Annotated in this window: 17 protein-coding genes and 2 pseudogenes; 14 read left to right on the forward strand and 5 right to left on the reverse strand. The window is 60.4% G+C overall.

Going from position 1 to position 21,650, the window contains the following annotated elements:
• Nucleotides 1-77: 77 nt before the first annotated feature.
• Together AB7532_RS11930 and AB7532_RS11935 are read left to right on the forward strand one after the other, a co-directional pair.
• Nucleotides 78-722, forward strand: coding sequence for an NADPH-dependent F420 reductase (locus AB7532_RS11930; protein WP_441234981.1), 645 nt, complete (start codon nt 78-80; stop codon nt 720-722).
• Nucleotides 722-1,495 (forward strand): SDR family NAD(P)-dependent oxidoreductase, encoded by a 774-nt coding sequence (locus AB7532_RS11935; protein WP_441234982.1) that lies wholly within the window; start codon nt 722-724, stop codon nt 1,493-1,495. Before AB7532_RS11930 ends, AB7532_RS11935 begins: the two co-directional genes overlap by 1 nt.
• A gap of 175 nt (nt 1,496-1,670) precedes the next feature.
• Here AB7532_RS11935 and AB7532_RS11940 read toward each other — a convergent pair.
• Nucleotides 1,671-2,365 (reverse strand): annotated as a pseudogene (locus AB7532_RS11940) (sulfite exporter TauE/SafE family protein).
• Nucleotides 2,366-2,595: 230 nt separating this feature from the next.
• Between AB7532_RS11940 and AB7532_RS11945 the strand changes: the two are divergent.
• Entirely contained in the window at nt 2,596-3,561 is a 966-nt protein-coding gene (locus tag AB7532_RS11945) for an alpha/beta hydrolase family protein (protein ID WP_441234983.1), read from the forward strand.
• A gap of 255 nt (nt 3,562-3,816) precedes the next feature.
• On the opposite strand, the pseudogene AB7532_RS11950 reads toward AB7532_RS11945, so the two are convergent.
• Nucleotides 3,817-4,473: pseudogene (locus AB7532_RS11950) on the reverse strand (CoA transferase); the annotation flags it as partial.
• A gap of 385 nt (nt 4,474-4,858) precedes the next feature.
• Between AB7532_RS11950 and AB7532_RS11955 the strand changes: the two are divergent.
• The 5 genes from AB7532_RS11955 (at nt 4,859) to AB7532_RS11975 (ending at nt 10,115) form a co-directional block, all read left to right on the forward strand.
• On the forward strand, nt 4,859-5,698 hold the full coding sequence (locus AB7532_RS11955) for an ABC transporter substrate-binding protein (protein WP_441234984.1): 840 nt from the start codon (nt 4,859-4,861) through the stop codon (nt 5,696-5,698).
• A 9-nt stretch (nt 5,699-5,707) separates the two neighbouring features.
• A complete protein-coding gene (locus tag AB7532_RS11960) occupies nt 5,708-6,523 on the forward strand; it encodes an ABC transporter ATP-binding protein (RefSeq protein ID WP_441234985.1) in 816 nt (271 codons plus the stop codon).
• A 61-nt stretch (nt 6,524-6,584) separates the two neighbouring features.
• A complete protein-coding gene (locus tag AB7532_RS11965) occupies nt 6,585-8,009 on the forward strand; it encodes a hypothetical protein (RefSeq protein WP_441234986.1) in 1,425 nt (474 codons plus the stop codon).
• Nucleotide 8,010: 1 nt separating this feature from the next.
• Nucleotides 8,011-8,730 carry a hypothetical protein gene (locus tag AB7532_RS11970; RefSeq protein ID WP_441234987.1) on the forward strand — a complete coding sequence of 240 codons (720 nt, stop codon included), beginning with the start codon at nt 8,011-8,013 and terminating at the stop codon, nt 8,728-8,730.
• 11 nt (nt 8,731-8,741) lie between these two features.
• On the forward strand, nt 8,742-10,115 hold the full coding sequence (locus tag AB7532_RS11975; protein ID WP_441234988.1) for an NADAR domain-containing protein: 1,374 nt from the start codon (nt 8,742-8,744) through the stop codon (nt 10,113-10,115).
• 328 nt (nt 10,116-10,443) lie between these two features.
• On the opposite strand, the gene frc is transcribed toward AB7532_RS11975, so the two are convergent.
• The 3 genes from frc to AB7532_RS11990 form a co-directional block, all read right to left on the reverse strand.
• Complete coding sequence (gene frc, locus AB7532_RS11980) at nt 10,444-11,721, reverse strand: formyl-CoA transferase (protein ID WP_441234989.1); 1,278 nt, start codon at nt 11,719-11,721, stop codon at nt 10,444-10,446.
• A 62-nt stretch (nt 11,722-11,783) separates the two neighbouring features.
• Nucleotides 11,784-13,517, reverse strand: a complete 1,734-nt coding sequence (gene oxc / locus AB7532_RS11985) for an oxalyl-CoA decarboxylase (protein WP_441234990.1) — start codon at nt 13,515-13,517, stop codon at nt 11,784-11,786.
• 65 nt (nt 13,518-13,582) lie between these two features.
• Nucleotides 13,583-14,275: a GntR family transcriptional regulator gene (locus AB7532_RS11990; protein ID WP_441239251.1), complete on the reverse strand. Its 693-nt coding sequence runs from the start codon at nt 14,273-14,275 to the stop codon at nt 13,583-13,585.
• A gap of 349 nt (nt 14,276-14,624) precedes the next feature.
• Here AB7532_RS11990 and AB7532_RS11995 point away from each other — a divergent pair, with 349 nt between their 5' ends.
• From AB7532_RS11995 to AB7532_RS12020, 6 genes are all read left to right on the forward strand, one after another.
• Complete coding sequence (locus AB7532_RS11995) at nt 14,625-16,754, forward strand: acetate--CoA ligase family protein (protein WP_441234991.1); 2,130 nt, start codon at nt 14,625-14,627, stop codon at nt 16,752-16,754.
• 61 nt (nt 16,755-16,815) lie between these two features.
• Entirely contained in the window at nt 16,816-17,658 is an 843-nt protein-coding gene (locus AB7532_RS12000) for an IclR family transcriptional regulator (RefSeq protein ID WP_441234992.1), read from the forward strand.
• Nucleotides 17,659-17,771: 113 nt separating this feature from the next.
• Nucleotides 17,772-18,740 carry a Bug family tripartite tricarboxylate transporter substrate binding protein gene (locus AB7532_RS12005; RefSeq protein ID WP_441234993.1) on the forward strand — a complete coding sequence of 323 codons (969 nt, stop codon included), beginning with the start codon at nt 17,772-17,774 and terminating at the stop codon, nt 18,738-18,740.
• Nucleotides 18,737-19,234 carry a tripartite tricarboxylate transporter TctB family protein gene (locus AB7532_RS12010; RefSeq protein WP_441234994.1) on the forward strand — a complete coding sequence of 166 codons (498 nt, stop codon included), beginning with the start codon at nt 18,737-18,739 and terminating at the stop codon, nt 19,232-19,234. Before AB7532_RS12005 ends, AB7532_RS12010 begins: the two co-directional genes overlap by 4 nt.
• A complete protein-coding gene (locus AB7532_RS12015) occupies nt 19,234-20,733 on the forward strand; it encodes a tripartite tricarboxylate transporter permease (protein WP_441239252.1) in 1,500 nt (499 codons plus the stop codon). Before AB7532_RS12010 ends, AB7532_RS12015 begins: the two co-directional genes overlap by 1 nt.
• Before the next feature lie 53 nt (nt 20,734-20,786).
• Nucleotides 20,787-21,587, forward strand: coding sequence for an NYN domain-containing protein (locus tag AB7532_RS12020; protein ID WP_441234995.1), 801 nt, complete (start codon nt 20,787-20,789; stop codon nt 21,585-21,587).
• Nucleotides 21,588-21,650: the final 63 nt, after the last annotated feature.

A 21,650-nucleotide genomic window follows, 5' to 3' on the forward strand; every position in this document is an offset into this window, starting at 1 on the left:
CAGCTGCAACACCATTTGTACTACCCCCGCGCGATCCGGCGCCTCACTATTGGGGCATCGGAAATGGGAGAGCGACGATGCGCATTGGGATCGTGGGCGTTGGACCGGTGGGGCAGACCCTAGGGACGTCGTGGGCGCGCGCGGGTCACGCGGTTGCCTTCGGCTCGCGCGATCCGGCTCGCGCGGCGGAGGCGGCGACAGGCCTCGCCGATGCGCGCGCGGCATCGCAGGAAGAAGCTGCAGCATTCGGTGAGGTGGTGCTATGGACGCCCCGCGATGTGATGCCGACCGACCCCGACATTCTTGCAGGCAAGATCGTGCTCGACCCGAACAACCGCGGCCCCGGTCCTGATGGCAGCTATGCTTCGCCTCGTCCCGAAGGCCCAAGTCTCGCCGAACGTCTCCAGGCGGCAACGCCGCGCGCGCGCGTGGTGAAAGCGTTCAATACGGTAGTGATGCGGTTGCTCAAGGAAGATTCCGAGCGACTGAGGTCGTCCGGGGCACAAATATTCCTCGCTGGCGACGACGCCGAGGCAAAGACCGTGGCTGCTACCCTGGCGGCGGACGTCGGGCTCGGTGCAGTGGATCTCGGCGGGCTGGAATCGGCATGGCTGGCGGAGGCGATGGCCGACGCGTTTCGCCAAGCCATGAGAACGAGTCCGGCAGGCTGGCGTCAGGCCCTGCTGTTCGCTGACCTCGCAGGAATGAAAGGACACAAGTGATGAGTAATCTCGCATACGAACAGGCACGTTCGCCGGCACCGTCATTCGACCTCACTGGCAAGCGCGTCGTCGTTGTCGGAGGTAAACGGGCGATCGGCCTCGGGGTGGCTCAGGCCGCCCACGACATGGGCGCGGCTGTCACCGTTGCCAGCCGTCGCCGCATATCCGCGGAGGAGCGGCCGGACCTGGCTTCGTTCGACCAGATCGTTTTGGACATTCGCGACGAGGCGGCCGTGAAAGCCGCGTTCGATTCCATCGGTTTCTTTGACCATCTCGTCGTCACGGCTGGACCGGAGCTGGGATCCTGGGGATCGTTCATGGATCCCGACATGCGTGGCGTGCGCAGCTATCTGGAAGGCAAATTCCTCGGTACCTGGGCCTGCGCCCGCCACGCCGCCCCATACCTGCAGGCTGGCGGCTCGATGATTTTTCTTACGGGCGGCGCCGGGGCCCGGGCAAAATTCGGCTTGGCCGCGGTCACGCCGACCTTTGCAGCCGTCGAATCTCTATCGCGATCGCTCGCTCTGGAACTGGCCCCGATACGTGTCAACACTATCCGGCCCGGATTCGTCGACACCGACTTTTGGGATGTTCTGCCCGCGGAGACCGTGGAGGAGATCAGGGCCAAAGTCCGCGCCAACTTTCCGGCCAAGCGGATCGGAACACCCGCAGACGTCGGGCATGCGGCTGTCTTCCTCATGACCAACTCGTACGTCACTGGCACGGTGCTGGAGGTCTCCGGAGGTGAGCTGTTGGTCGATTGGATTTTCTGAACTTGGTTTTGCGAAAACGATGCGGTGTCCATCGCCGGCCATGGCAGCCAGGGATTTTCAAATCCGCCGTAGTTTTGTCTTTGTCGGCGAAGTACGTCCGCAATTGGCCCATAGCCGGCCTCGAAAGGGTCCGCCGGGAAGTACCGCTTTTGACCCGAGGTGGACATCTCGGCACTCAAGCAAACCAGAATCGCCATGCATAGGCTGCGGTCATCACGGTTCCCAAAGCGACGATCGCAGCTCTCACAGTTGCTGCCGGAAGCACACCAACCAGCTTTCCCCCCGTAAACCCGCCGACAAGAGCCCCAACGAGCATGACAAGGGTCGAGGGCCAATCGATTACGCCAGAAAGGGCAAACAGCACCACGCCCGCAAGAGCGGCGACTGTCGCGTATAAGTTTTTCAAGGCGTTGAGAGTGCGCAAAGACTCTTTGCCTGTCAGTGTAAGAAGCGCCAGGAGCATCACTCCCAAGCCTGCTCCGAAGTAACCTCCATAGATCGAGACCGGCAACAGCCAAGCGCTACGGGCTTTCGTAACATGCGTGCGCGAAGCAGTGGCTTGTTGAATGCGCGGCCCCGCCGCAAACAAGGCCGTAGCGATGGCGATCAGAGCAGGAACTAGAAGAGTAAAAAGCGCTCGGAAGTTGCCAGCAGCAGCAGGGCGCCCAAAAGACCTCCGATCGCCGCCAGGATCAGTCCGATGATGGTCGACCTTTCGCGCGGCACCATCGCTCGATCAGCGATGACCGCCATGGTGTGGCCGGGAGTGACTGCAAGGGCATTCGACGCGGTGGCAACGACGGGCGGCAGACCGGTCAAGAGCATTGCTGGGAATGTCAATAACGTCGCGCCGCCTGCGAGGGCGTTCATTATGCCGCCTAGGAAGCCCGCACCTACCAATATCGATACGTTGACGAAGTTCACTGATACCCCTGCTTCTAATCAGGATAGACATGTCATAAGCGAGAGCCCTAGCACGGATTGGAGCGGAAATTGAACGCCGCAAGCCGCCCCAGGCGAGCTTGCCCTTGGCCGACCTGAAGCCATAATTCCGCTTTCCTTCCTCGTTCACATTCTGCGCGACATTTGGGGGACTTCCGTTGCGCAGGACGCTTTGGGCTTTCGCCATACTCTGCTGTCTTGGTTCGCCTGCGGAAGCTGCGGGCATCCAGCTTCTCGATTCCGGTCCGGCGCTGTCAGGCGCGATCTGGTATCCCTGCGCGGCGGAGCCGACGCATGTGGCGCTCGGCAGTCTTTCGGTCGGTGCGGATTTCGACCTGAAAGGCGTCAAGGATTGTCCCGTCACGGGGACAAAGCTGCCGCTCGTGATCTTTTCGCACGGCCGTGGCGGGTGGTTCGGCGCGAACCACGACACCGAGGAGGCACTCGCCGACGCCGGCTTCGTCGTCGCTTCCATCAATCATGCCGGTGACACGTTCAGCGATTCCTCCCAGCGGGACAGCTTGTCGGTCTGGGCATCACGCCCGGCGGACATCGTTCGTCTGCTCGATTTCATGCTCGACAATTGGAAGGACAGGGCGGTGATCGATCCCGCCAAGGTCGGCTTCTTCGGCTTCTCGCTCGGCGGCGCGACCGGCTTCGTGCTGATGGGGACCAGGCCGGATTTCGCGAGGGTCGCCAGCTTCTGCAAGGAGACGACCGGCGCTTGCGCAGAGCTTCACAATGGCGCGGCGCCGCCCGAGCCGATCCACGATGCGCGTATCCGCACCGCCGTCATCGTCGATCCCGCGCCGGGCACCCTGACGCGAGAGAACCTCGCCGTGGTCAAGGTGCCGTTCCAGTTCTGGCGCTCGCAGTTCGGCGGTCCCGGCGTCGGCGATGGCTCCGGCACGGCGCGCGTTGCGGAGGGGTTGCCGGGCAAGCCCGACATTCACGTCGTGCCGGCCGGGCATTTTGCCTTTCTCGCACCTTGCTCGGCAGAGCTTGCGGTGGCTGTCCCGCGTATCTGCACCGATGTGCCGGCAGGGTTCGACAGGGTGGCCTTTCACCGCGAGTTCAACGCGGCGGTGGTGAAGTATTTTCGCGAACAGCTTGGGGAGCGCTGAGCGCCGTGATCGGAGGCGTTGAACCTTGAGGCCAGGCTGCGACTGCCTCTTCGGATGATGGCACCATACCCCTGTTTTGCCCGACGGGTCAAATTGATTTCGTAAAATACGAAATTCCCGTGCGGCCAATGGGTTGGCTACTGTGCATGGGGTTGTTTTTCATTTTTTTGTTTGGACCTGCACTCCCGGCGGCATGCTCATGCAAAAAGGGCCGCCCTGGAGGGCGGCCCTTTCGTCTTGGTGTTGCCGTGTCGCTTACTCGGCGGCCTGCTTCTGCGGCGGGTCGAGGGCGCCGGACTTGTGGATCTCGGCGACCTGGTGGTCGCTGAAGCCGAGCACGGCGCGCAGGATCTCGTCGGTGTGCTCGCCGAGCAGCGGCGAGCGGGTGACGTCGCTGGCGCTGTCCGACAGCTTGATCGGGTTGCCGACCGAGATGTACTTGCCGCGGGTGGGGTGATCGACCTCGACCACGGTGCCGGTGGCGCGCAGCGACTGGTCCTCGGCGATCTCCTTCATCGACAGGATCGGGCCGCAGGGGATGTCGTCCTTGTTGAGGATTTCCATCGCCTCGAACTTCGTCTTCGTCATCGTCCATTGTTCGATGCGGCCGAAGATCTCGTTCAGGCGCGGCAGGCGGACGGCCGGCTTGGCGTAGTTCGGATCCGTCTTCCAGGTCGGCTCGCCGATCACGTCGCAGATCTTCTCCCAGACCGGAGCCTGGGTGATGAAGTAGATGTAGGCGTTGGGATCGGTCTCCCAGCCCTTGCACTTGAGGATGCGGCCGGGCTGGCCGCCGCCGGAATCGTTGCCGGCGCGCGGCACGGCGTCGCCGAACGGAATGCCTTCGCCGAACTGGCTGTACTCCTTGAGCGGACCATGGGCGAGGCGCTGCTGGTCGCGCAGCTTGACGCGAAACCCCAGGTCATTATGGCCCGCTTGACAATCAACCACAAGATGTTTCAGCATTGGGTTCTATTGTGAGAAGCGTCGGCTATTCTTTAAGTGGATTGGTAGCGAGTAGCTCTCCATCGTCGTTAGGCAGCCACAGATTCCTACGACGATGGATTGATCCGGGCAGTTGGGGTTCGAACGGCTTAGCCCGATGGAAGTAGGCTATTGCGAAATTAAGTCGTTGCCGCAGCCGGCGTAGTTTGGCGGGGAAAGTAATTTGATAATGTTGTCACGTCGGGCATTCAGTAGTGTCGCATCTGTTACGCTAGCAAGCTTGGCTTTCGGTTGCTCGGCGCGAAGCGACAGACTCTCCCTACAATCTCCTTGGATAAACGACGCGGAGTTCTTGGGTTACTTCGTCGCGATCCATCTTGGATTATATCAGAAACATGGAGTGGATTTCGAATATCTGCCCGGCGGTCCCGATAAAATCGCAGATCAGGTTCTGCTCGCTGGCAAAGCGGATATTGCTTTGACGAATCCCGAGACCACCGTGGCATTGATCGTCAATGAGAGAGCGCCGTTTAAGATCATCGGGACACAGTACCAAAAGAGTCCCTTGGGCATCGTTTCCCTCGCGGAGAGCAATATTCGAAAACCTATAGATCTCATAGGAAAGAAGCTCGCCGTTCCAGCGGCCAATAGGATTACTGTCGCAGCCTTCTTAAAGGTCAATAATATTCCGATAGATGCGCTTCAGATCGTGCCGTACGCGTACGACCCGAGCATACTCATTGATGGACGATGCGATGCAACGGTAGATTTTGTTACGAATATTCCATTCGTGATAAAAACGGCAGGGAGGGACCCGAACTGGTTCCTATTCTACGATTATGGCCTCAGGTTGTTTATGGACACGGTCGTAGTTAGAGCTGAGCTGTTGGAAAAACGGCGAGATCAAATTATCGGCTTCCTCCGTGCTTCAAGAGAGGGCTGGCAGGCCGCAATCAGAGAGCCAAGAAAGTACATTGAAGAATTCGACAAAACGTTTTTCAAGGGAACCGGTCGAACCATTGAAAATGAGTTGGCCTTTCAAAGAGAGCAGACTCCCCACATCGAAGCAGCTGACGGAATATTTGGAATGAGCGAGGTAAAGATTAGAGATTGCATCGATTCGCTGAATGCCATCGGTCTCAAAGCTGATCGCGATATGTTCGATACAAGCGTACTTGCCGCAATCAAGTGAGGAGAGCGAATGCTGAGCATCGCAATTTCGATCCAGGGCCTAAAAAAGGACTTCGGGCCGAATCGAGTTATCGGCGGTGTCGATCTGTCAGTTCGCAGGGGAGAGGTTGTTGCATTTGTTGGGCCGTCGGGCTGTGGCAAGTCTACTTTCTTAAGAATTATCGCAGGACTCGAAGCGGAGTATAGCGGCTCGGTCTTCGTGGAAGGAAAGAGGCCAGATGATCTGTCGGGAGCTCGATCTGTGGGCTTCCTATCGCAAGAAGGATCGCTCCTGCCTTGGCGCAGTGCAGTAGAAAATGTCTTGTTGCCGATTGACTTGGTTCGTCGTCGGTCCGCTAACGATATCGAAGCTGCAAAAGAGATTTTGCGGCAGCTTGGCCTGCATGAATACTTGGGATTTCGTCCGAGAATGTTGTCAGGGGGCATGAGGCAGCGGGTTGCACTAGCTCAGCTGCTCGTCATGAATTTTGATCTCATACTACTTGATGAGCCGTTCACTAAGCTTGATGAGCCTCTTCGCTGGCAGCTAACGACGCTCGTTGGTTGCTATCTCCGCGGGCGCACCGCGCTTTGGGTTACTCATTCCGTTGATGAGGCGCTCGCCATCGCGGACAGAGTGTTCATTTGGTTTCGTAAATCACTGGATGCTGGCTTCTCGCTCTTAGAGGTTGAAGGCCTTCGCAACCAAGCGTTTCAGCTGGATCAGTATGGGCTGCCAAATTTGAGTCAACTGCAATCCAGATCGAGGGAGATCCTGGCGAAGCAGATTGAGTTAAATCGAAGCTCAAATGATTTTTTACCAACGCTAGCTGCAAGGCCTGAGTAGCAAGTCTGGTACGGATAGCACCCCAATCGAAAGTCAATATTAGTTAGAATAGTAGTCAATCATGACCTGCATCGCCGGCTTGTCCAATTTAAACGTGGTGGACCTCGTGCGGCAGCTCTCACTCGCTGCCGCTACTGCAATCGCAGTAGTCCTAGTTGCGGCTGCTGCGTCAGTTGTAGTTTCACCCCTCTTCGCGGCAAACAAGGCCGTATCGCGAGTTACGTCTGCAGTTATTTCTCAATTTGCGACGATCCCGATGCTCGTAACGGCCCTCGTTACGTTGTTTCTTTCGCCTCGCGGCGCACTGCCATTTGTTTTGCCTATAGTCCTAACTCTCGGTCCGATGTTCATATGCGCAATGCAGGGGGCAATAAGTGGTCGGCAGGTAGCTGCAACTGTCAACTTAGGGGCGAGGCGATCCCCCGTCAGAGAAGTGCGGTTTCTTTGGGCCCCATTTGCCGCTCTCAGCGTGGTGGAGGGTGTCGCTGTTGTCTCGCCGATTGCACTGCTAGGTGTTCTACTTGGTCAGATGATAGACGGAACATATGGATCGCTTGGGCAGCGTCTGGTTGATACATCTGTATCCGGGAGCTGTTCAAAGATTCTCTCCTCGGTCATACCGATATTTATCCTGGCGCTAGCAATGACGGCCGCCGTGCATTGCCTTCGTAACGCTCTGTTGAGAAGATTCGATATGGGCGAGATCGAGTTGCAATCGAACCAAATCTCCTCGGTGAGATCGTGGGAGCTCTTGGTAGCTGCATCACTTCCAATCGTCGTACTGCTGGCGATTTGGTATGTTGTGGCGTTTGTAGCAAACGTGAGTTTGTTTAAACTGCCTCACTTGGTATTTTGGCAGCTCCTTCAAGACCATTCACTGTTTGCAACCGTTGCCGACACAATTCGATTGACATTTGGTCGTGTCTTCATGGCGCTCTTTGTGGTTGTTGGTTTAAGTTACGTGGTCGCTATCGCTGTTCAGCAAAGTCGCCTGGTGTCATTCTCGACTTATATTGTCCTCATCTTTGTTCAGTCAGTGCCCGCCATTCTGTTTCTTCCGCTATTTTCTGTGGCGACAAATTCGCCCGAGTTTAGCACGCTGATCGTTTCGACTATATCTGGGCTATACAGCATTCTTGTAGTCCTTACGGCGAAACGTCGAGTGTGGATCAACATTCCAATAAACGCGATGTTCAGATCGCGCGCGCGCTGGTATCGCATTGAATGGCACGTTCTTCTGCCCTGGTCGTTCGAAGTTATTATTCGTGCTATGCGACTCTCTCTGCCTCAAGTTGTGTCTGCTGTTCTTATTTGCGAATACTATCTGTTAGGAAGCGGTATCGGAGACCAGCTTAAGTTCTTTGAGAGTACTGCTAGATTCTATCCGTTTTGGGCGCTTGTTCTTGGAACAGTAGGCGCGACGTCACTGTTCTTGGTGGTGTTCGCCGTGTTGGAATTTGGATTCGCTCGTCGTTATCGGACCTGACATGGCTAGCAATGGCATTAGGAGGCGGATTGTTGCGATCCTCTCTGCTCGGTATTGGCCCAACGAAGGGCATGTACCGGCCGAGAACTTGTTTGCCGACTTTTTTGCAGTGGTAACGTCGCAATATACAATTTGGACGGTGACTACTCCGTGGTTGGATATAGAATACTACCCGCGCGCAAGTCTTGCCATCGCTGCGCTAACGTTGACGCTTTACGGAATTATGTGGTCGGTAATCGTTAAGTCGCCAACTTACAAAGCGCTCAGCCCTGCTCGAAAATTCATCGAAGCGATTATTCGTCTCATAGCGATTGCGAGCATTACATTGGGATTCTTCTTCTTGAACAGAGGAAGCACCGTCATATTTGTGTTTGCCTTCGCGATCAGTTTTGCATCGGTTCTTTTGTGGAATGTCGTAGTTCCGAGCCAGTTGCGGCGAGAGCGGGGCTTGGTGTTTCATGATTGCTGCTTGTTTATCTCTGGGATTTTCTTTTGCTACTCGACTTGGACGCTTTATTCTGAGACGACAAAGATGAATCAAAGTCTTCACGCCGCTGCTGCGCAACTTGTTCAGGCAGATCAAATCAACTTCAAAAATGGAGTGATAGTCTCTCAGATGGGTTGGATCATCTTTGTCGCATGTTCAACCACCGCTGTTCTCATTGCGCTGTTGGCTGCTCTGTTTTCTCGATCCGATGATTACGGCGGCGGCCGGACGTAGAAAGTCATCAAATGACGATTGCTCCAGCGGTGAGTGTGTTCGACCCAGAGGGGCCTTTGGCCCTGCTATCTAATTACTCCGACAGTCCGTTTCTCGCGGACGGCGAGTTGTGGCGCACGGTCGAGCACTTCTTCCAAGCTAGTAAGTTCGTCTCTCCACAGAGGCGTGCGCAGATTCAGGCTGCTTCAACGCCGCAGGATGCAAAATCTATAGCCTGGGATAGCTTTGACGTTGAGAGCTTGCCGGATTGGTCAAAGCGACGAATTAAGGTGATGACGTCTGCGTTGCACGCGAAAGCGGCTTGTAACTCGATTTTCTCGCGGATGCTGTGGGAGAGTTGGCCTTGGCCGATTATCGAAGATTCGGCTACAGATCAGATTTGGGGCATCGGCGCGGCGGGTAATGGCTCTAATCTTTTGGGTGAAGCGCTTATGGCGGTGAGGCGCGAAATAGTTGGAGTGCCCGAGATCATTCAAGGATCACTTTTCGGTCGCCCTGCTCATCTAAGCCTTTCGACCTACCGGCTTTTGAGGTGGAGTTCGTATCACGTCAAGGCGAGCCATCATGGCACTGTAGGAGATTTAAAGGCGGGAAAGCTGGCATCGGTCTCGGTCGATCGAGTGATGGAGTCTAAGCTTGTCGGTGTTGGCTGTGTCGTTGGAAATACTTTTAGCCGTCGACAGATTTCGCTGAGTGATACAATAAGAGAGTTGACTCCACTGAATCCAGACTGGGAAACTCGCACTCTCGCTCATGCGGTTTACAGCGCGAGGAGCGCGGCGTTTACCGAGAAGTATGCCACCTACAGTTGGGGTGAAGATATTCGATCCGCATTCCCCGACTGGGGGGATCGGTTCCTGTCGATATTTGGGGAGAGGTTGCGTGGTGATGGAAGAGTAGCAGTGCTAGGAGGCGGAGTCGGGGACGAAGCAGCTCATCTCTGGTGCAAACTGGACGAGCGAGTGACATTTATCGATGTTAGTAGAGAGTTGGTTGACCTAGCGGTGCTGCAATCCCCGAAAGCGCAGGGTGTAGTGGGCGATGCAGAGACGTTAGCCTCCGTTCCCGACGAAAGTTTCGCGGGGTACGTCAGTCTGCGGGCATACCAGTCGTACCTTTTCGATGTCAGGTCTGCTTTGTTGACGGCGCGTCGCGTATTGAAGCCTGGAGGAGTTTTGATCCTATCCGTAGCTGACGGCTACTTGGATAGGGATGATCGTCCCGTTCGTGGAAGGATCACTCATAGCGGAGGTGTCGATCTAAGTGCTGCTGCCCTTGATTTGCTTCGCATCATATGTGCGCTTGAAGAGTATGATTTCTCAATTGATGACACGGTAAACCTTGGTGGTGAGTTGTTAATCGGTGCCTCCAAGCGTGCAAGGTAATTGATGGATCCATCTTGGGCTGGGAGATTCTTTCGGTCCAGACCATGCATCCCGTCAAGCGACGGAATGGGCGCTGAGACGGAGGGAATACCACTGCGTCGCTGCTGGGGAGAACATTCGTTTTTCATGATGGCACCATACCCCTGTTTTGCCCGACGGGTCAAATTGATTTCGTAAAATACGAAATTCCCGTGCGGCCAATGGGTTGGCTACTGTGCATGGGGTTGTTTTTCATTTTTTTTGTTTGGACCTGCACTCCCGGCGGCATGCTCATGCAAAAAGGGCCGCCCTGGAGGGCGGCCCTTTCGTCTTGGTGTTGCCGTGTCGCTTACTCGGCGGCCTGCTTCTGCGGCGGGTCGAGGGCGCCGGACTTGTGGATCTCGGCGACCTGGTGGTCGCTGAAGCCGAGCACGGCGCGCAGGATCTCGTCGGTGTGCTCGCCGAGCAGCGGCGAGCGGGTGACGTCGCTGGCGCTGTCCGACAGCTTGATCGGGTTGCCGACCGAGATGTACTTGCCGCGGGTGGGGTGATCGACCTCGACCACGGTGCCGGTGGCGCGCAGCGACTGGTCCTCGGCGATCTCCTTCATCGACAGGATCGGGCCGCAGGGGATGTCGTCCTTGTTGAGGATTTCCATCGCCTCGAACTTCGTCTTCGTCATCGTCCATTGTTCGATGCGGCCGAAGATCTCGTTCAGGCGCGGCAGGCGGACGGCCGGCTTGGAATAGTTCGGATCGGTCTTCCAGGTCGGCTCGCCGATCACGTCGCAGATCTTCTCCCAGACCGGGGCCTGGGTGATGAAGTAGATGTAGGCGTTGGGATCGGTCTCCCAGCCCTTGCACTTCAGGATGCGGCCGGGCTGGCCACCGCCGGAATCGTTGCCGGCGCGCGGCACGGCATCGCCGAACGGAATGCCTTCGCCGAACTGGCTGTATTCCTTGAGGGGACCGTGGGCGAGGCGCTGCTGGTCGCGCAGCTTGACGCGGGCAAGATTGAGCACGCCGTCCTGCATCGCGGCGGTGACCTTCTGGCCCTTGCCCGAATGCGTGCGCTGATAGAGCGCGGTGACGATGCCGAGCGCCAGATGCAGGCCGGTGCCGCTGTCGCCGATCTGCGCGCCGGTGACGAGCGGCAGGCCGTCGCGGAAGCCGGTGGTGGAGGCGGCGCCGCCGGTGCACTGCGCGACGTTCTCATAGACCTTGCAGTCCTCGTACGGCCCGGGGCCAAAGCCCTTGATCGAGGCGACGATCATCTTCGGGTTGATCGACTGGATCTTCTCCCAGGGGAAGCCCATGCGGTCGAGCACGCCGGGGCCGAAATTCTCGACCAGCACGTCGCACTTCTTGATCAGCTCGGTGAGGACTTCCTTGCCCTTGGGGTTCTTGGTGTCGAGCGTAATCGAGCGCTTGTTGTGGTTGAGCATAGTGAAATACAGGCTGTCCACATTCGGGATGTCCTGCAGCTGGCCGCGGGTGATGTCACCCACGCCCGGACGTTCCACCTTGATCACGTCGGCGCCGAACCAGGCCAGCAGCTGCGTGCAGGTCGGTCCGGACTGGACGTGGGTGAAGTCGAGAATGCGAACGCCCTCGAGCGCTTTGGTCATGGTGTTGCTCCGTACTCTGTCTGCCCCTGCGAACCACAGGGAATAAGGGTTGGGGGGTGGACTTACTTTTTCTTCTGCAGAACGCTCTGCGGATTGAGGTTGCCGATGCGGCCGCTCTCCGAGCCCGCGGCCGGGTCGATCACCGCGTTGATGAGTGTCGGCTTGCCCGAGGCCATGGCCTCGTTGACGGCGCGCTTGAGCTCGTCGGGCGAGGTGGCGTTCACGCCGACGCCGCCGAAGGCTTCCATCATCTTGTCGTAGCGCGCGCCCTTGACGAACACCGTCGTCGCGGGATCCGCATTGACGCTGTTGACGTCGGTGCCGCGATAGATGCCGTCATTGTTGAAGATGACGACGCAGATCGGAAGGTTGTAGCGGCAGATGGTCTCGATCTCCATGCCGGAGAAGCCGAACGCGCTGTCGCCTTCCACCGCGAGCACGGGGTGACCGGTCTCGAGCGCGGCCGCGATCGCCTGGCCCATGCCGATGCCCATCACGCCCCAGGTGCCCACGTCGAGACGCTTGCGCGGGCGGTACATGTCGATCACGCCGCGGGCGAGGTCGAGCGTGTTGGCGCCTTCGTTGACGAGGATCGCCTCGGGATGCTCCTTGATCACGTTCTTCAGCACGCCGAGTGCGCCGTGATAATCCATCGGCGACTTGTTGTTCATGAGCTTCGGCGCCATCTTGGCGACGTTGTCGTCGCGCTTGGTCACGATGGCCTTGGTCCATTCGGCCGGCGGGGCGGTCCAGCCCGAAGCGATCGCCTGGTTGAAGGCCGAGACGACCGAGCCGATGTCGCCGACGACGGGCGCGACGATCTCGATGTTGGAGTCCATCTCCTTCGGCTCGATATCGACCTGAATGAACTTCTTCGGCGTTTCGCCCCAGCTCTTGCCCTTGCCGTGCGAGAGCAGCCAGTTCAGCCGCGCGCCGATCAGCATGACGACGTCGGAGTCCTTCAGCACCGTCGAGCGGGCAGCGCCGGCGCATTGCGGATGCGTGTCGGGGAGGAGGCCCTTGGCCATGCTCATCGGGAGGAACGGCACGCCGCTCTTCTCGACGAAGGTTTTGATCTCTTCGTCGGCCTGCGCATAGGCCGCGCCCTTGCCGAGGATGATGAGCGGACGTTTTGCGCTCTTGAGCACGTCGAGCGCACGCTTGATCGAAGCGGGCGAGGGGATCTGCGCAGGTGCTGCGTCGATCACCTTGACCAGCGACTTCTGGCCGGCATCGGCGTTCATCACCTGGCCGAACAGCTTTGCCGGCAGGTCGAGATAGACGCCGCCCGGACGGCCTGAGACCGCGGCGCGGATGGCGCGGGCAAAGGCGATGCCGATGTCCTGGGCGTGCAGCACGCGATAGGCCGCCTTGCACAGCGGCTTTGCAATCGCGAGCTGGTCCATTTCCTCGTAGTCGCCCTGCTGAAGGTCGACGATCTCGCGCTCCGAGGAGCCCGAGATCAGGATCATCGGGTAGCAGTTGGTGGTGGCATGCGCGAGCGCGGTGAGACCATTGAGGAAGCCGGGCGCGGACACCGTGAGGCAGACGCCGGGCTTCTTGGTGAGGTAGCCGGCGATGCCTGCCGCGTAACCGGCGTTCTGCTCGTGGCGGAACGAGATCACGCGAATGCCTTCGGCTTGCGCCATGCGGCCCAAATCCGTGATCGGGATGCCCGGCACATTATAGATGGTGTTGATGCCGTTCAGCTTGAGCGCGTCGATGACGAGATGGAAGCCATCCGTCAGTTCCTGCTCGGTGCCCGGTGCTTCGGACTTGGTCGCGGTGTTCAGCATGGGCCTTGTCTCCCTGGTCTCAAGATGCGGGGCGAATTTTTCGCCCTTCTGGTGAAAATTGCTGGTTAGAAGAGTTCCTGGCCGTGCGCTTCGACGTAAGCGGCAAGGCCGAGCGTGTGGTCGCGGGCGCGCTTCTCGGCGAGCTCGGTGTCGCGTGCTTCCAGCGCTTCGATCATGCCGAGATGCTCGGGCAGCGAGGTCGCGGTGCGGTCCTTGCGTCCGATCGTGAGCTGGCGATAGCCGCGCACGTGCAGCAGCAGGTCGTTGGTGAGATCGACCAGCACCGGCGATTCCGACAGCGAGATCAGCGCCTGGTGGAAGGCGATGTTGGCGCGCGAATATTCCTCGACGTGATCCTCAGGCAAGCGGTCCTTGCTGAAGTCCTTGAAATAGTCGCGCAGCGCCGTGATGTCTTTCTTGCGCGCGGTGGTGGTGATGAGGCGCGCGGCCATGCTCTCCAGCGCCGCCCAGGCACGGATCATGTCGACGATCTCGCTCTTGGTCCTGCGCACCACCATGATGCCGCGGCGCGGAACGGTCTTCACGAAACCGTCCTGCTCGAGCATCGCGATCGCTTCGCGGATCGGTGTGCGGCTGACACCCAGACGTTCGGACAGCGCGCGCTCGTCGAGCATCACCGGCTCGGGCGTGGAGTAGATGTCCATCTTGAGGATGGCTTCCTTCAAGGCGTCATACGCCTTGTTCTTGAAGCTCGACTCCGGGGCAATACGAACGATTGAGATGTCCGCCTCGGCCATGTTCGGCAACGCCTTGGTTGGTTTCCGCAGTGACACGACGATTCTCCTCCAGTGGGAGTCGTCTTTTACAGGAATATTAACTGGAAAGTTTTTGGCATACCAAATGCCAGAATGTCAAGCTGCCTATTTTTTGCAGCGTTCTAAGCTGCGCTGCAGCTTGACAAGTTGGCTTCTGGCATACCAAATGCCATCGCCAGCCATTTTTGATCCAAAGCGGCGGAGTAATGTTGGCTTTATGCCACTCCATTCCGCGACATGGAACAGACCGCGGCGAATGGCAAGAATTACGGGCGGCCGCAACGCGCGCGCGCTTTGAGAACGCAAGAACTAAGGTCAAGGGAGAAGCCACATGTCCAATTCCAAAGATGCCGTCCGCAAGGTGCTTGACCAGGTCAAGGCGGACAACCGCACCAGCCTGACGGCGCCGGAAGGCAAGCTGGTCTGCGACGCCTATGGCATTCCGGTGCCGAAGGAGGGCGTGGCGAAGTCGGCGGGCGAGGCCGGCAAGATGGCGTCCTCGATGGGCTTCCCTGTCGTGATGAAGATCGTCTCGCCGGACATTCTCCACAAGACCGAAGCCGGCGGCGTCATCGTCGGCCTCAAGAATGCTGAAGACGCCGAGAAGGCCTACGAGACCATTCTCGGCAATGCCAAGAAGTATAAGTCCGATGCCAAGATCGAGGGCGTCCAGGTGCAGCAGATGCTGGCCGGCGGCACCGAAGTCATCGTCGGCTCGATCACCGACGGCTCGTTCGGCAAGCTGGTCGCCTTCGGCCTCGGCGGCGTGCTGGTCGAAGTGCTGAAGGACATCACCTTCCGCCTCGCGCCCGCGACCAAGGAAGACGCGCTCTCGATGCTCGACGGCATCCAGGCGCATGAGATTCTGAAGGGCGTTCGCGGCGGTGAGCCGGTGAACCGCACGGCTCTGGCCGAAATCATCGTCAAGGTCTCGCAGCTCGTCACCGATTTCCCTGAAATCGTCGAGCTCGACCTCAACCCGGTGTTCGCGACGGCAAAGAGCGCGATCGCCGCCGACGTCCGCATCGTCGTCGACTTCGCCTATGTGCCCAAGCCCAAGCCGCGTCCGACCGAAGAGATCGTCGCGGCCATGAACCGCATCATGCAGCCGAAGGCGGTTGCCGTGGTCGGTGCCTCCGCCGAAGACGGCAAGATCGGCAACTCCGTGATGAAGAACCTCATCAACGGCGGTTACAAGGGCGACATCTATCCGATCCACCCGAAGGCCGCCGAGATTCTCGGCTACAAGGCCTATAAGAGCGTCAAGGACGTGCCGGGCGTGATCGACACGGCCGTGTTCGCGATCCCCGCGAAGTTCGTGGCTGCCGCGCTCACCGAATGCGGTGAGAAGAAAATTCCCGGTGCGGTGCTGATCCCGTCGGGCTTTGCGGAGGCCGGCGCGCCGGAGCTGCAGGCCGAGATCGTCGAGGTTGGCAAGAAGTACGACATCCGTCTGATGGGGCCGAACATCTACGGCTTCTATTATACGCCCGCCAATCTCTGCGCGACCTTCTGCACCGCTTACGACGTCAAGGGCTCGGCGGCGCTGTCGTCGCAGTCCGGCGGCATCGGCATGGCCATCATCGGCTTCTCGCGCTCGGCGAAAATGGGCGTGTCGGCGATCGTTGGCCTCGGCAACAAGTCCGACATCGACGAGGACGATCTGCTCGCTTTCTTCGAGCAGGATCCGAACACGACGATCATCGCGCAGCATTGCGAAGACCTGAAGGACGGCCGCGCCTTCGCGGAAGCCGCCAAGCGCGTCTCCAAGAAGAAGCCGGTCGTCGTGCTCAAGGCCGGCCGCACCTCGGCCGGCGCAAAGGCGGCCTCGTCGCATACCGGCGCGCTCGCCGGTAACGACAAGATCTACGAGGACGTCCTGGCGCAGTCCGGCGTGATCCGCGCCCGCTCGCTGCGACAGCTGCTCGAATTCGCCCGTGGCGTGCCGGTGCTGCCGACGCCGAAGGGCGAGAACGTGCTGATCATCACCGGTGCGGGCGGCTCGGGCGTGCTGCTGTCGGACTCCTGCGTCGACAACGGCCTGTCGCTGATGTCGATGCCGCCGGATCTCGACGCGGCCTTCCGCAAGTTCATCCCGCCGTTCGGTGCTGCCGGAAATCCTGTGGATATCACCGGTGGCGAGCCGCCGATCACCTACGTCAACACGGTGAAGCTCGGCCTGACGGACGAGCGCATCCACTCGCTGATCCTCGGCTACTGGCACACCATCGTCACGCCGCCGATGGTGTTCGCCCGCAACATGGTCGAGGTGAAGAAGGAGATGGAGGCCAAGGGCTTCGTGAAGCCGATCGTGGCTTCGCTCGCCGGTGACGTCGAAGTCGAGGAAGCCGCCGAATATCTCTACCAGAACGGCATCCCGGCCTATGCCTACTCGACCGAGCTTCCGGTCGAGGTCTTGGGCGCCAAGTACAAGTGGGCGCGCGGGGCAGGGCTGCTCTAAGACGGTGACGTCCATTCACCTCTCCTTGTTCGCAGGGAGAGGTGAGAACGGTCAGGTCGCGATGAGCAAGAACGTGATCCGGCGCAAATCGCTCGAGCCCCGATCGCCATCGGAGGCCGACCACGATACGCGCGACGGCGGCGTGCAGTCCGTCGACCGCGCGTTGTCGATCCTCGAAACGCTGTCCGAGGACGACGAAGGCTATCGCCTCAGCGATCTCGCTGTCCGCACCGGCCTGTCGGCCTCCACCGTGCACCGCCTGCTGGCGACGCTGGAGAGCCGCCGCTTCGTGCAGTTCGACCGGGCCCAGTCCAAATGGCATGTCGGCGTGCGCAGTTTCACGGTCGGTGCGAGCTTTGCGCGGCGGCGCAATTTCTCCGCGCAGGCCATTCCTTACCTCCGCAAGCTGCGCGACCTCACCCGCGAGACCGCTAACCTTGCCGTGGTTGACGACGAACACATCATCGTGCTGACCCGCATGGAAAGCCGCGAGATCATGCGCTCGCTGACCCAGGTCGGCGGCCGCGTCGCCATGGTGACGTCGGGCGTCGGCAAGGCGGTGCTTGCCACCTATTCCGACGAGGACGTCGGTGCCGTCATCCGCCATCACGGCATGCCCCGCCTGACCGAGAAATCGATCGTGCGGCCGGGCGACCTGTTCAAGGAGCTCGAACGGATCCGCAAGCAGGGTTTTGCGCTCGACGATGAAGAGGCCTGCATGGGCCTGCGCTGTATTGCCGCAGTGGTCTACAACGACTGCGCCGAGCCGCTCGCCGCAATCTCCGTCTCGGGCATGACCAGCCGCCTGACCGACGACAGACTGCCGGAAATCGGCCAGATCGTACGCGAAGTCGCAGGCGAGCTGACCGTCGCGCTTGGCGGGGTCATGCCAGCGCCCCGCTAACCGGGGGAACCGGGCACTGTCGCTGGACAGCATCGGCCGTTTTGGCTGATATGCGACCAAACGACACAATGCGGCAAACGATCAACGTCCGCATGAGCCTGGAGAATGCCCCGATGTTTCGATTTTCCGCGCGCCTCGCCGGCGCAGCCGTCGCGCTGACCCTTGCGGCAGCGACGCCAACCTTCGCCCAGCAGCTCGAGCTCAAGCTGATGGCGCCAGCGGCCCCGGGCGGGGGCTGGGACCAGACCGCACGCTCAATGCAGCAGGCCCTGGTAGCTTCAGGCGTCGCGCGCAGCGTGCAGGTCACCAACGTTCCCGGCGCCGGCGGCAGCGTCGGCATCGCCCAATTCGTCAACGGCTCGAAGGGGGACGGTCACCAGTTGATGGTCAACGGCTTCGTCATGGTGGGTGCGCTCGCCATGAACAAGTCGCCCGTGACGCTCGAGCAGGTGACGCCGATCGCGCGCCTCACCGAGGAAATCCAGGTGATCGTGGTGCCCGCGAATTCGCCGATCAAGAGCGCGCAGGATCTGGCTGCAGCGGTGAAGGCCGATATCGCCAAGGTCACCTTCGCAGGCGGCTCGGCCGGCGGCGTGGACCATGTCATGGCGGCATTGTTCGCCGGTGCCGTCGGTGCCGATGCGAAGAAGATCAACTACATCCCGTTCTCCGGCGGCGGCGAGTCGCTGGCCGCTATCCTCGGCGGCAAGGTCACCGCGGGCATTTCGGGGCTGAGCGAATATGACGGGCAGATCAAGTCCGGCAAGCTGCGCGCGATCGGCGTGACCTCGGAAAAGCGCATCCCCGGCAGCGACATCCCGACCTTCAAGGAGCAAGGCATCGACCTCGTGATCGCCAACTGGCGCTCGGTTGTCGCGCCTCCCGGCATCACGCCGGAGCAGCGCAAGACGCTCAGCGATGCGGTCGAGAAGATGGTGAAGTCGGATGCCTGGAAAGACATTCTCAAGCAGAAGGGCTGGGAAGACGCCTATCTCGGCGGCGACGCTTTCGCCGACTTCCTGAAGAAGGAAACGGTACGCGTCACTGACGTGCTCAGGTCAGTCGGCCTGGTCAAGTCATGACCCAAGATCACGCGTCCGGCGCTCCCGTCCAGCCGGCGCGGCGCGTCGACCGCGCCGGCATCGTCATCGCTGCATTGCTCGCGGCCACCGCCGCGGTGCTGGTCTGGGACGCGCGCGGCCTGCAATCGACCGCGATGTACGGGATGGGGCCGGAGGCGATGCCGGTCGTGATCGCCTGTGGCCTAGCGCTGCTCGCGATCGGCAATTTCATCGACGCGCTGCGCGGCAATCTGCCGGCGCGCGAGAGCGCCGATCCCGTGCCGGTGGTCTTGATCCTCGTTGGCCTTGCGCTGCTGATCGCCATCATCGGCTTCGGCGGCGGCTTCATCCTGGCGACGTCGGCGCTGTTCGTGACGACGTCCGCGGCATTCGGGCGCCGCGCCATCCTTGCTGACAGCATCATCGCCCTCGTGATGTCCACCCTGATCTATCTCGCGTTCGACCGCCTGTTGACGCTGAGCCTTCCGACCGGACCGCTGGAGCGACTGCTGTGATGGACACATTTGCGGCGTTGGCCCACGGCATGGCCGTCGCCGTTCAGCCGATGAACCTGCTCTATGCGCTGATCGGCGTGTTCCTTGGCACGGCCGTGGGCGTGCTGCCGGGTATCGGCCCGGCGTTGACGGTGGCGCTGCTGCTGCCGGTCACCTACAAGCTCGACCCCGGCGGCTCACTGATCATGTTCGCCGGCATCTATTACGGCGGCATGTATGGCGGCTCCACCACCGCGATTCTCATCAACACGCCCGGCGAGAGCGCCTCGATGGCGACCGCGCTCGAAGGCAACAAGATGGCCAAGGCCGGCCGCGGCGGGCCGGCGCTTGCGACCTCCGCGATCGGCTCCTTCGTCGCCGGCACCATTGCCACCATCGGGCTCGCGTTCCTTGCGCCGTGGCTGGTCGATTTCGCCGTGCGCTTCGGGCCTGAGGATTACTTCGCGCTGATGTGCGTCGCCTTCGTCACGGTGTCGGCGACCTTCGGAGATTCTCCGATCCGCGGTCTGACCAGCCTGTTCATTGGCCTGACGCTCGGCCTCGTCGGCATCGACAAGCTGACCGGACAGGCGCGGCTTGCGTTCGGCGTTCCCGAGCTGCTCGACGGCGTCGAGGTGACGACGCTGGCGGTCGGCCTGTTCGCGGTGGGCGAGGCGCTCTACGTCGCATCGCGTCGCCACCACACCGAGGAAAAGCTCGAGCCGGTGCGCGGCTCGCTGTGGATGACCAAGGAAGACTGGAAGCGCTCGTGGAAGCCCTGGCTCCGCGGCACCATGTTCGGCTTCCCGATCGGTGCGTTGCCCGCGGGTGGCGCAGAGATCCCGACCTTCCTGTCCTATTCGACCGAGAAGCGGCTGACGAAACACCCCGAGGAATTCGGCAAGGGTGCGATCGAAGGCGTCGCCGGACCGGAAGCGGCCAACAACGCCTCCGCCGCTGGCACGCTGGTGCCGCTGCTGACGCTTGGACTGCCGACTTCGGCAACCGCCGCGATGATGCTGGCGGGTTTCCAGCAATATGGCCTCAACCCGGGGCCGCTGCTGTTCGCCGAGCGGCCCGATCTGGTGTGGGGCCTGATCGCGAGCCTCTTCATCGCCAATTGCATGCTGCTGGTGCTCAACCTGCCGCTGGTCGGCCTATGGGTGCGGCTGCTCGCGATCCCGCAGCCGTGGCTCTATGCCGGCATCCTTGTGTTCGCGACCATGGGCACCATCGCGGCAAAACCGTCGGTGGTCGAGCTGTCGATGCTGGCCGGCTTCGGCGTGCTCGGCTTCCTGATGCGCCGGTTCGATTTTCCGATCGCGCCCGTCGTCGTCGGCCTGATCCTCGGCCCGATCGCCGAAGCCCAGTTGCGCCGCGCGCTCGCGATCAGCCTCGGCGATCCCATGACGCTGCTCCAGAGCCCGATCTCGGCCACGCTGCTCGCGCTGGCGCTGATCGCGCTGCTGGCCCCGTTCGTGCTGAAGGGGATGGGGCGCTTCAAGGCGAACGAGGATTAGCCGTTCCCACGCGCGCATGGTCTAATGCTGTCTCCATCTCGTGGGGAAACGCCATGCCGTCGGAACTTCGCTCGCCCCGTCTCGCCGTCCTGATCGACGCCGACAATGCCTCCGCGAAGATTGCGGATGGACTGTTCGAGGAGATCGCCAAGATCGGCGAGGCCAGCGTTCGCCGCATCTACGGCGACTTCTCCAACGCGCGATCCAGGGGCTGGGCCGACATTCTGTCGAAGCACGCCATCATCCCGCAGCAGCAGTTCGCCTATACAACAGGAAAGAACGCGTCCGACATAACCCTGGTCATCGACGCGATGGACCTGCTTCACAGCGGCCGGTTCGATGGCTTTTGTCTGGTGTCATCCGATAGCGATTTCACTCGTCTCGCCGCCCGCATTCGCGAGCAGGGCGTCGATGTTTTTGGCTTCGGCGAGCAGAAGACGCCGGAAAGCTTCCGGCAGGCCTGCCGAAGGTTCGTCTACACCGAGAACCTGCTTGCCGGTACCGCGAGCAATCCGGATACAGCCTCGAGGTCGCCGCTGCTTCAACCCCCTGACGCAGCCATCCCCATGATCAAGAAGGTCATAGCCCAGATGGAAAGCGAAGATGGATGGGTTTCTCTGGGGGAAGTCGGAAAAGGGCTTACCAACCTCGCCCCTGATTTCGATTCGAGAACCTACGGCTCCCGCAAGCTGAGCGATCTCGTGCGGAAGACGAATGCGTTCGAGATCGATGAATCGAACGGCCGGTCGATCCGGATACGGGTCAAGCCCGTTGCCGCAGTACCTCCGAAGCGGCGGAACCCGCGCAGACCTGCCAGGTCGGGGGCGGCAGGCGGCTCGGCGCCTAAGGCGTAAGCAGGGCCTGCCGTTATATTTGCGCTTGCCCGGTCTGGCGCAGGGCGTAACCATCGTGCGGCC

Origin of the sequence: Bradyrhizobium sp. 930_D9_N1_4, from assembly GCF_052076015.1 — a bacterium.
In the GTDB taxonomy this organism is placed as follows: Bacteria; Pseudomonadota; Alphaproteobacteria; order Rhizobiales; family Xanthobacteraceae; genus Bradyrhizobium.

What these genes read in the sequence shown, in the direction of transcription:
- AB7532_RS11930 (WP_441234981.1), top strand. Translation starts at nt 78, where the DNA reads ATGCGCATTGGGATCGTGGGCGTTGGACCGGTGGGGCAGACCCTAGGG.
- AB7532_RS11935 (WP_441234982.1), top strand. Translation starts at nt 722, where the DNA reads ATGAGTAATCTCGCATACGAACAGGCACGTTCGCCGGCACCGTCATTC.
- AB7532_RS11960 (WP_441234985.1), top strand. Translation starts at nt 5,708, where the DNA reads ATGCTGAGCATCGCAATTTCGATCCAGGGCCTAAAAAAGGACTTCGGG.
- AB7532_RS11965 (WP_441234986.1), top strand. Translation starts at nt 6,585, where the DNA reads ATGACCTGCATCGCCGGCTTGTCCAATTTAAACGTGGTGGACCTCGTG.
- AB7532_RS11970 (WP_441234987.1), top strand. Translation starts at nt 8,011, where the DNA reads ATGGCTAGCAATGGCATTAGGAGGCGGATTGTTGCGATCCTCTCTGCT.
- AB7532_RS11975 (WP_441234988.1), top strand. Translation starts at nt 8,742, where the DNA reads ATGACGATTGCTCCAGCGGTGAGTGTGTTCGACCCAGAGGGGCCTTTG.
- frc (WP_441234989.1), bottom strand. Translation starts at nt 11,721, where the DNA reads ATGACCAAAGCGCTCGAGGGCGTTCGCATTCTCGACTTCACCCACGTC.
- oxc (WP_441234990.1), bottom strand. Translation starts at nt 13,517, where the DNA reads ATGCTGAACACCGCGACCAAGTCCGAAGCACCGGGCACCGAGCAGGAA.
- AB7532_RS11990 (WP_441239251.1), bottom strand. Translation starts at nt 14,275, where the DNA reads ATGGCCGAGGCGGACATCTCAATCGTTCGTATTGCCCCGGAGTCGAGC.
- AB7532_RS11995 (WP_441234991.1), top strand. Translation starts at nt 14,625, where the DNA reads ATGTCCAATTCCAAAGATGCCGTCCGCAAGGTGCTTGACCAGGTCAAG.
- AB7532_RS12000 (WP_441234992.1), top strand. Translation starts at nt 16,816, where the DNA reads ATGAGCAAGAACGTGATCCGGCGCAAATCGCTCGAGCCCCGATCGCCA.
- AB7532_RS12005 (WP_441234993.1), top strand. Translation starts at nt 17,772, where the DNA reads ATGTTTCGATTTTCCGCGCGCCTCGCCGGCGCAGCCGTCGCGCTGACC.
- AB7532_RS12010 (WP_441234994.1), top strand. Translation starts at nt 18,737, where the DNA reads ATGACCCAAGATCACGCGTCCGGCGCTCCCGTCCAGCCGGCGCGGCGC.
- AB7532_RS12015 (WP_441239252.1), top strand. Translation starts at nt 19,234, where the DNA reads ATGGACACATTTGCGGCGTTGGCCCACGGCATGGCCGTCGCCGTTCAG.
- AB7532_RS12020 (WP_441234995.1), top strand. Translation starts at nt 20,787, where the DNA reads ATGCCGTCGGAACTTCGCTCGCCCCGTCTCGCCGTCCTGATCGACGCC.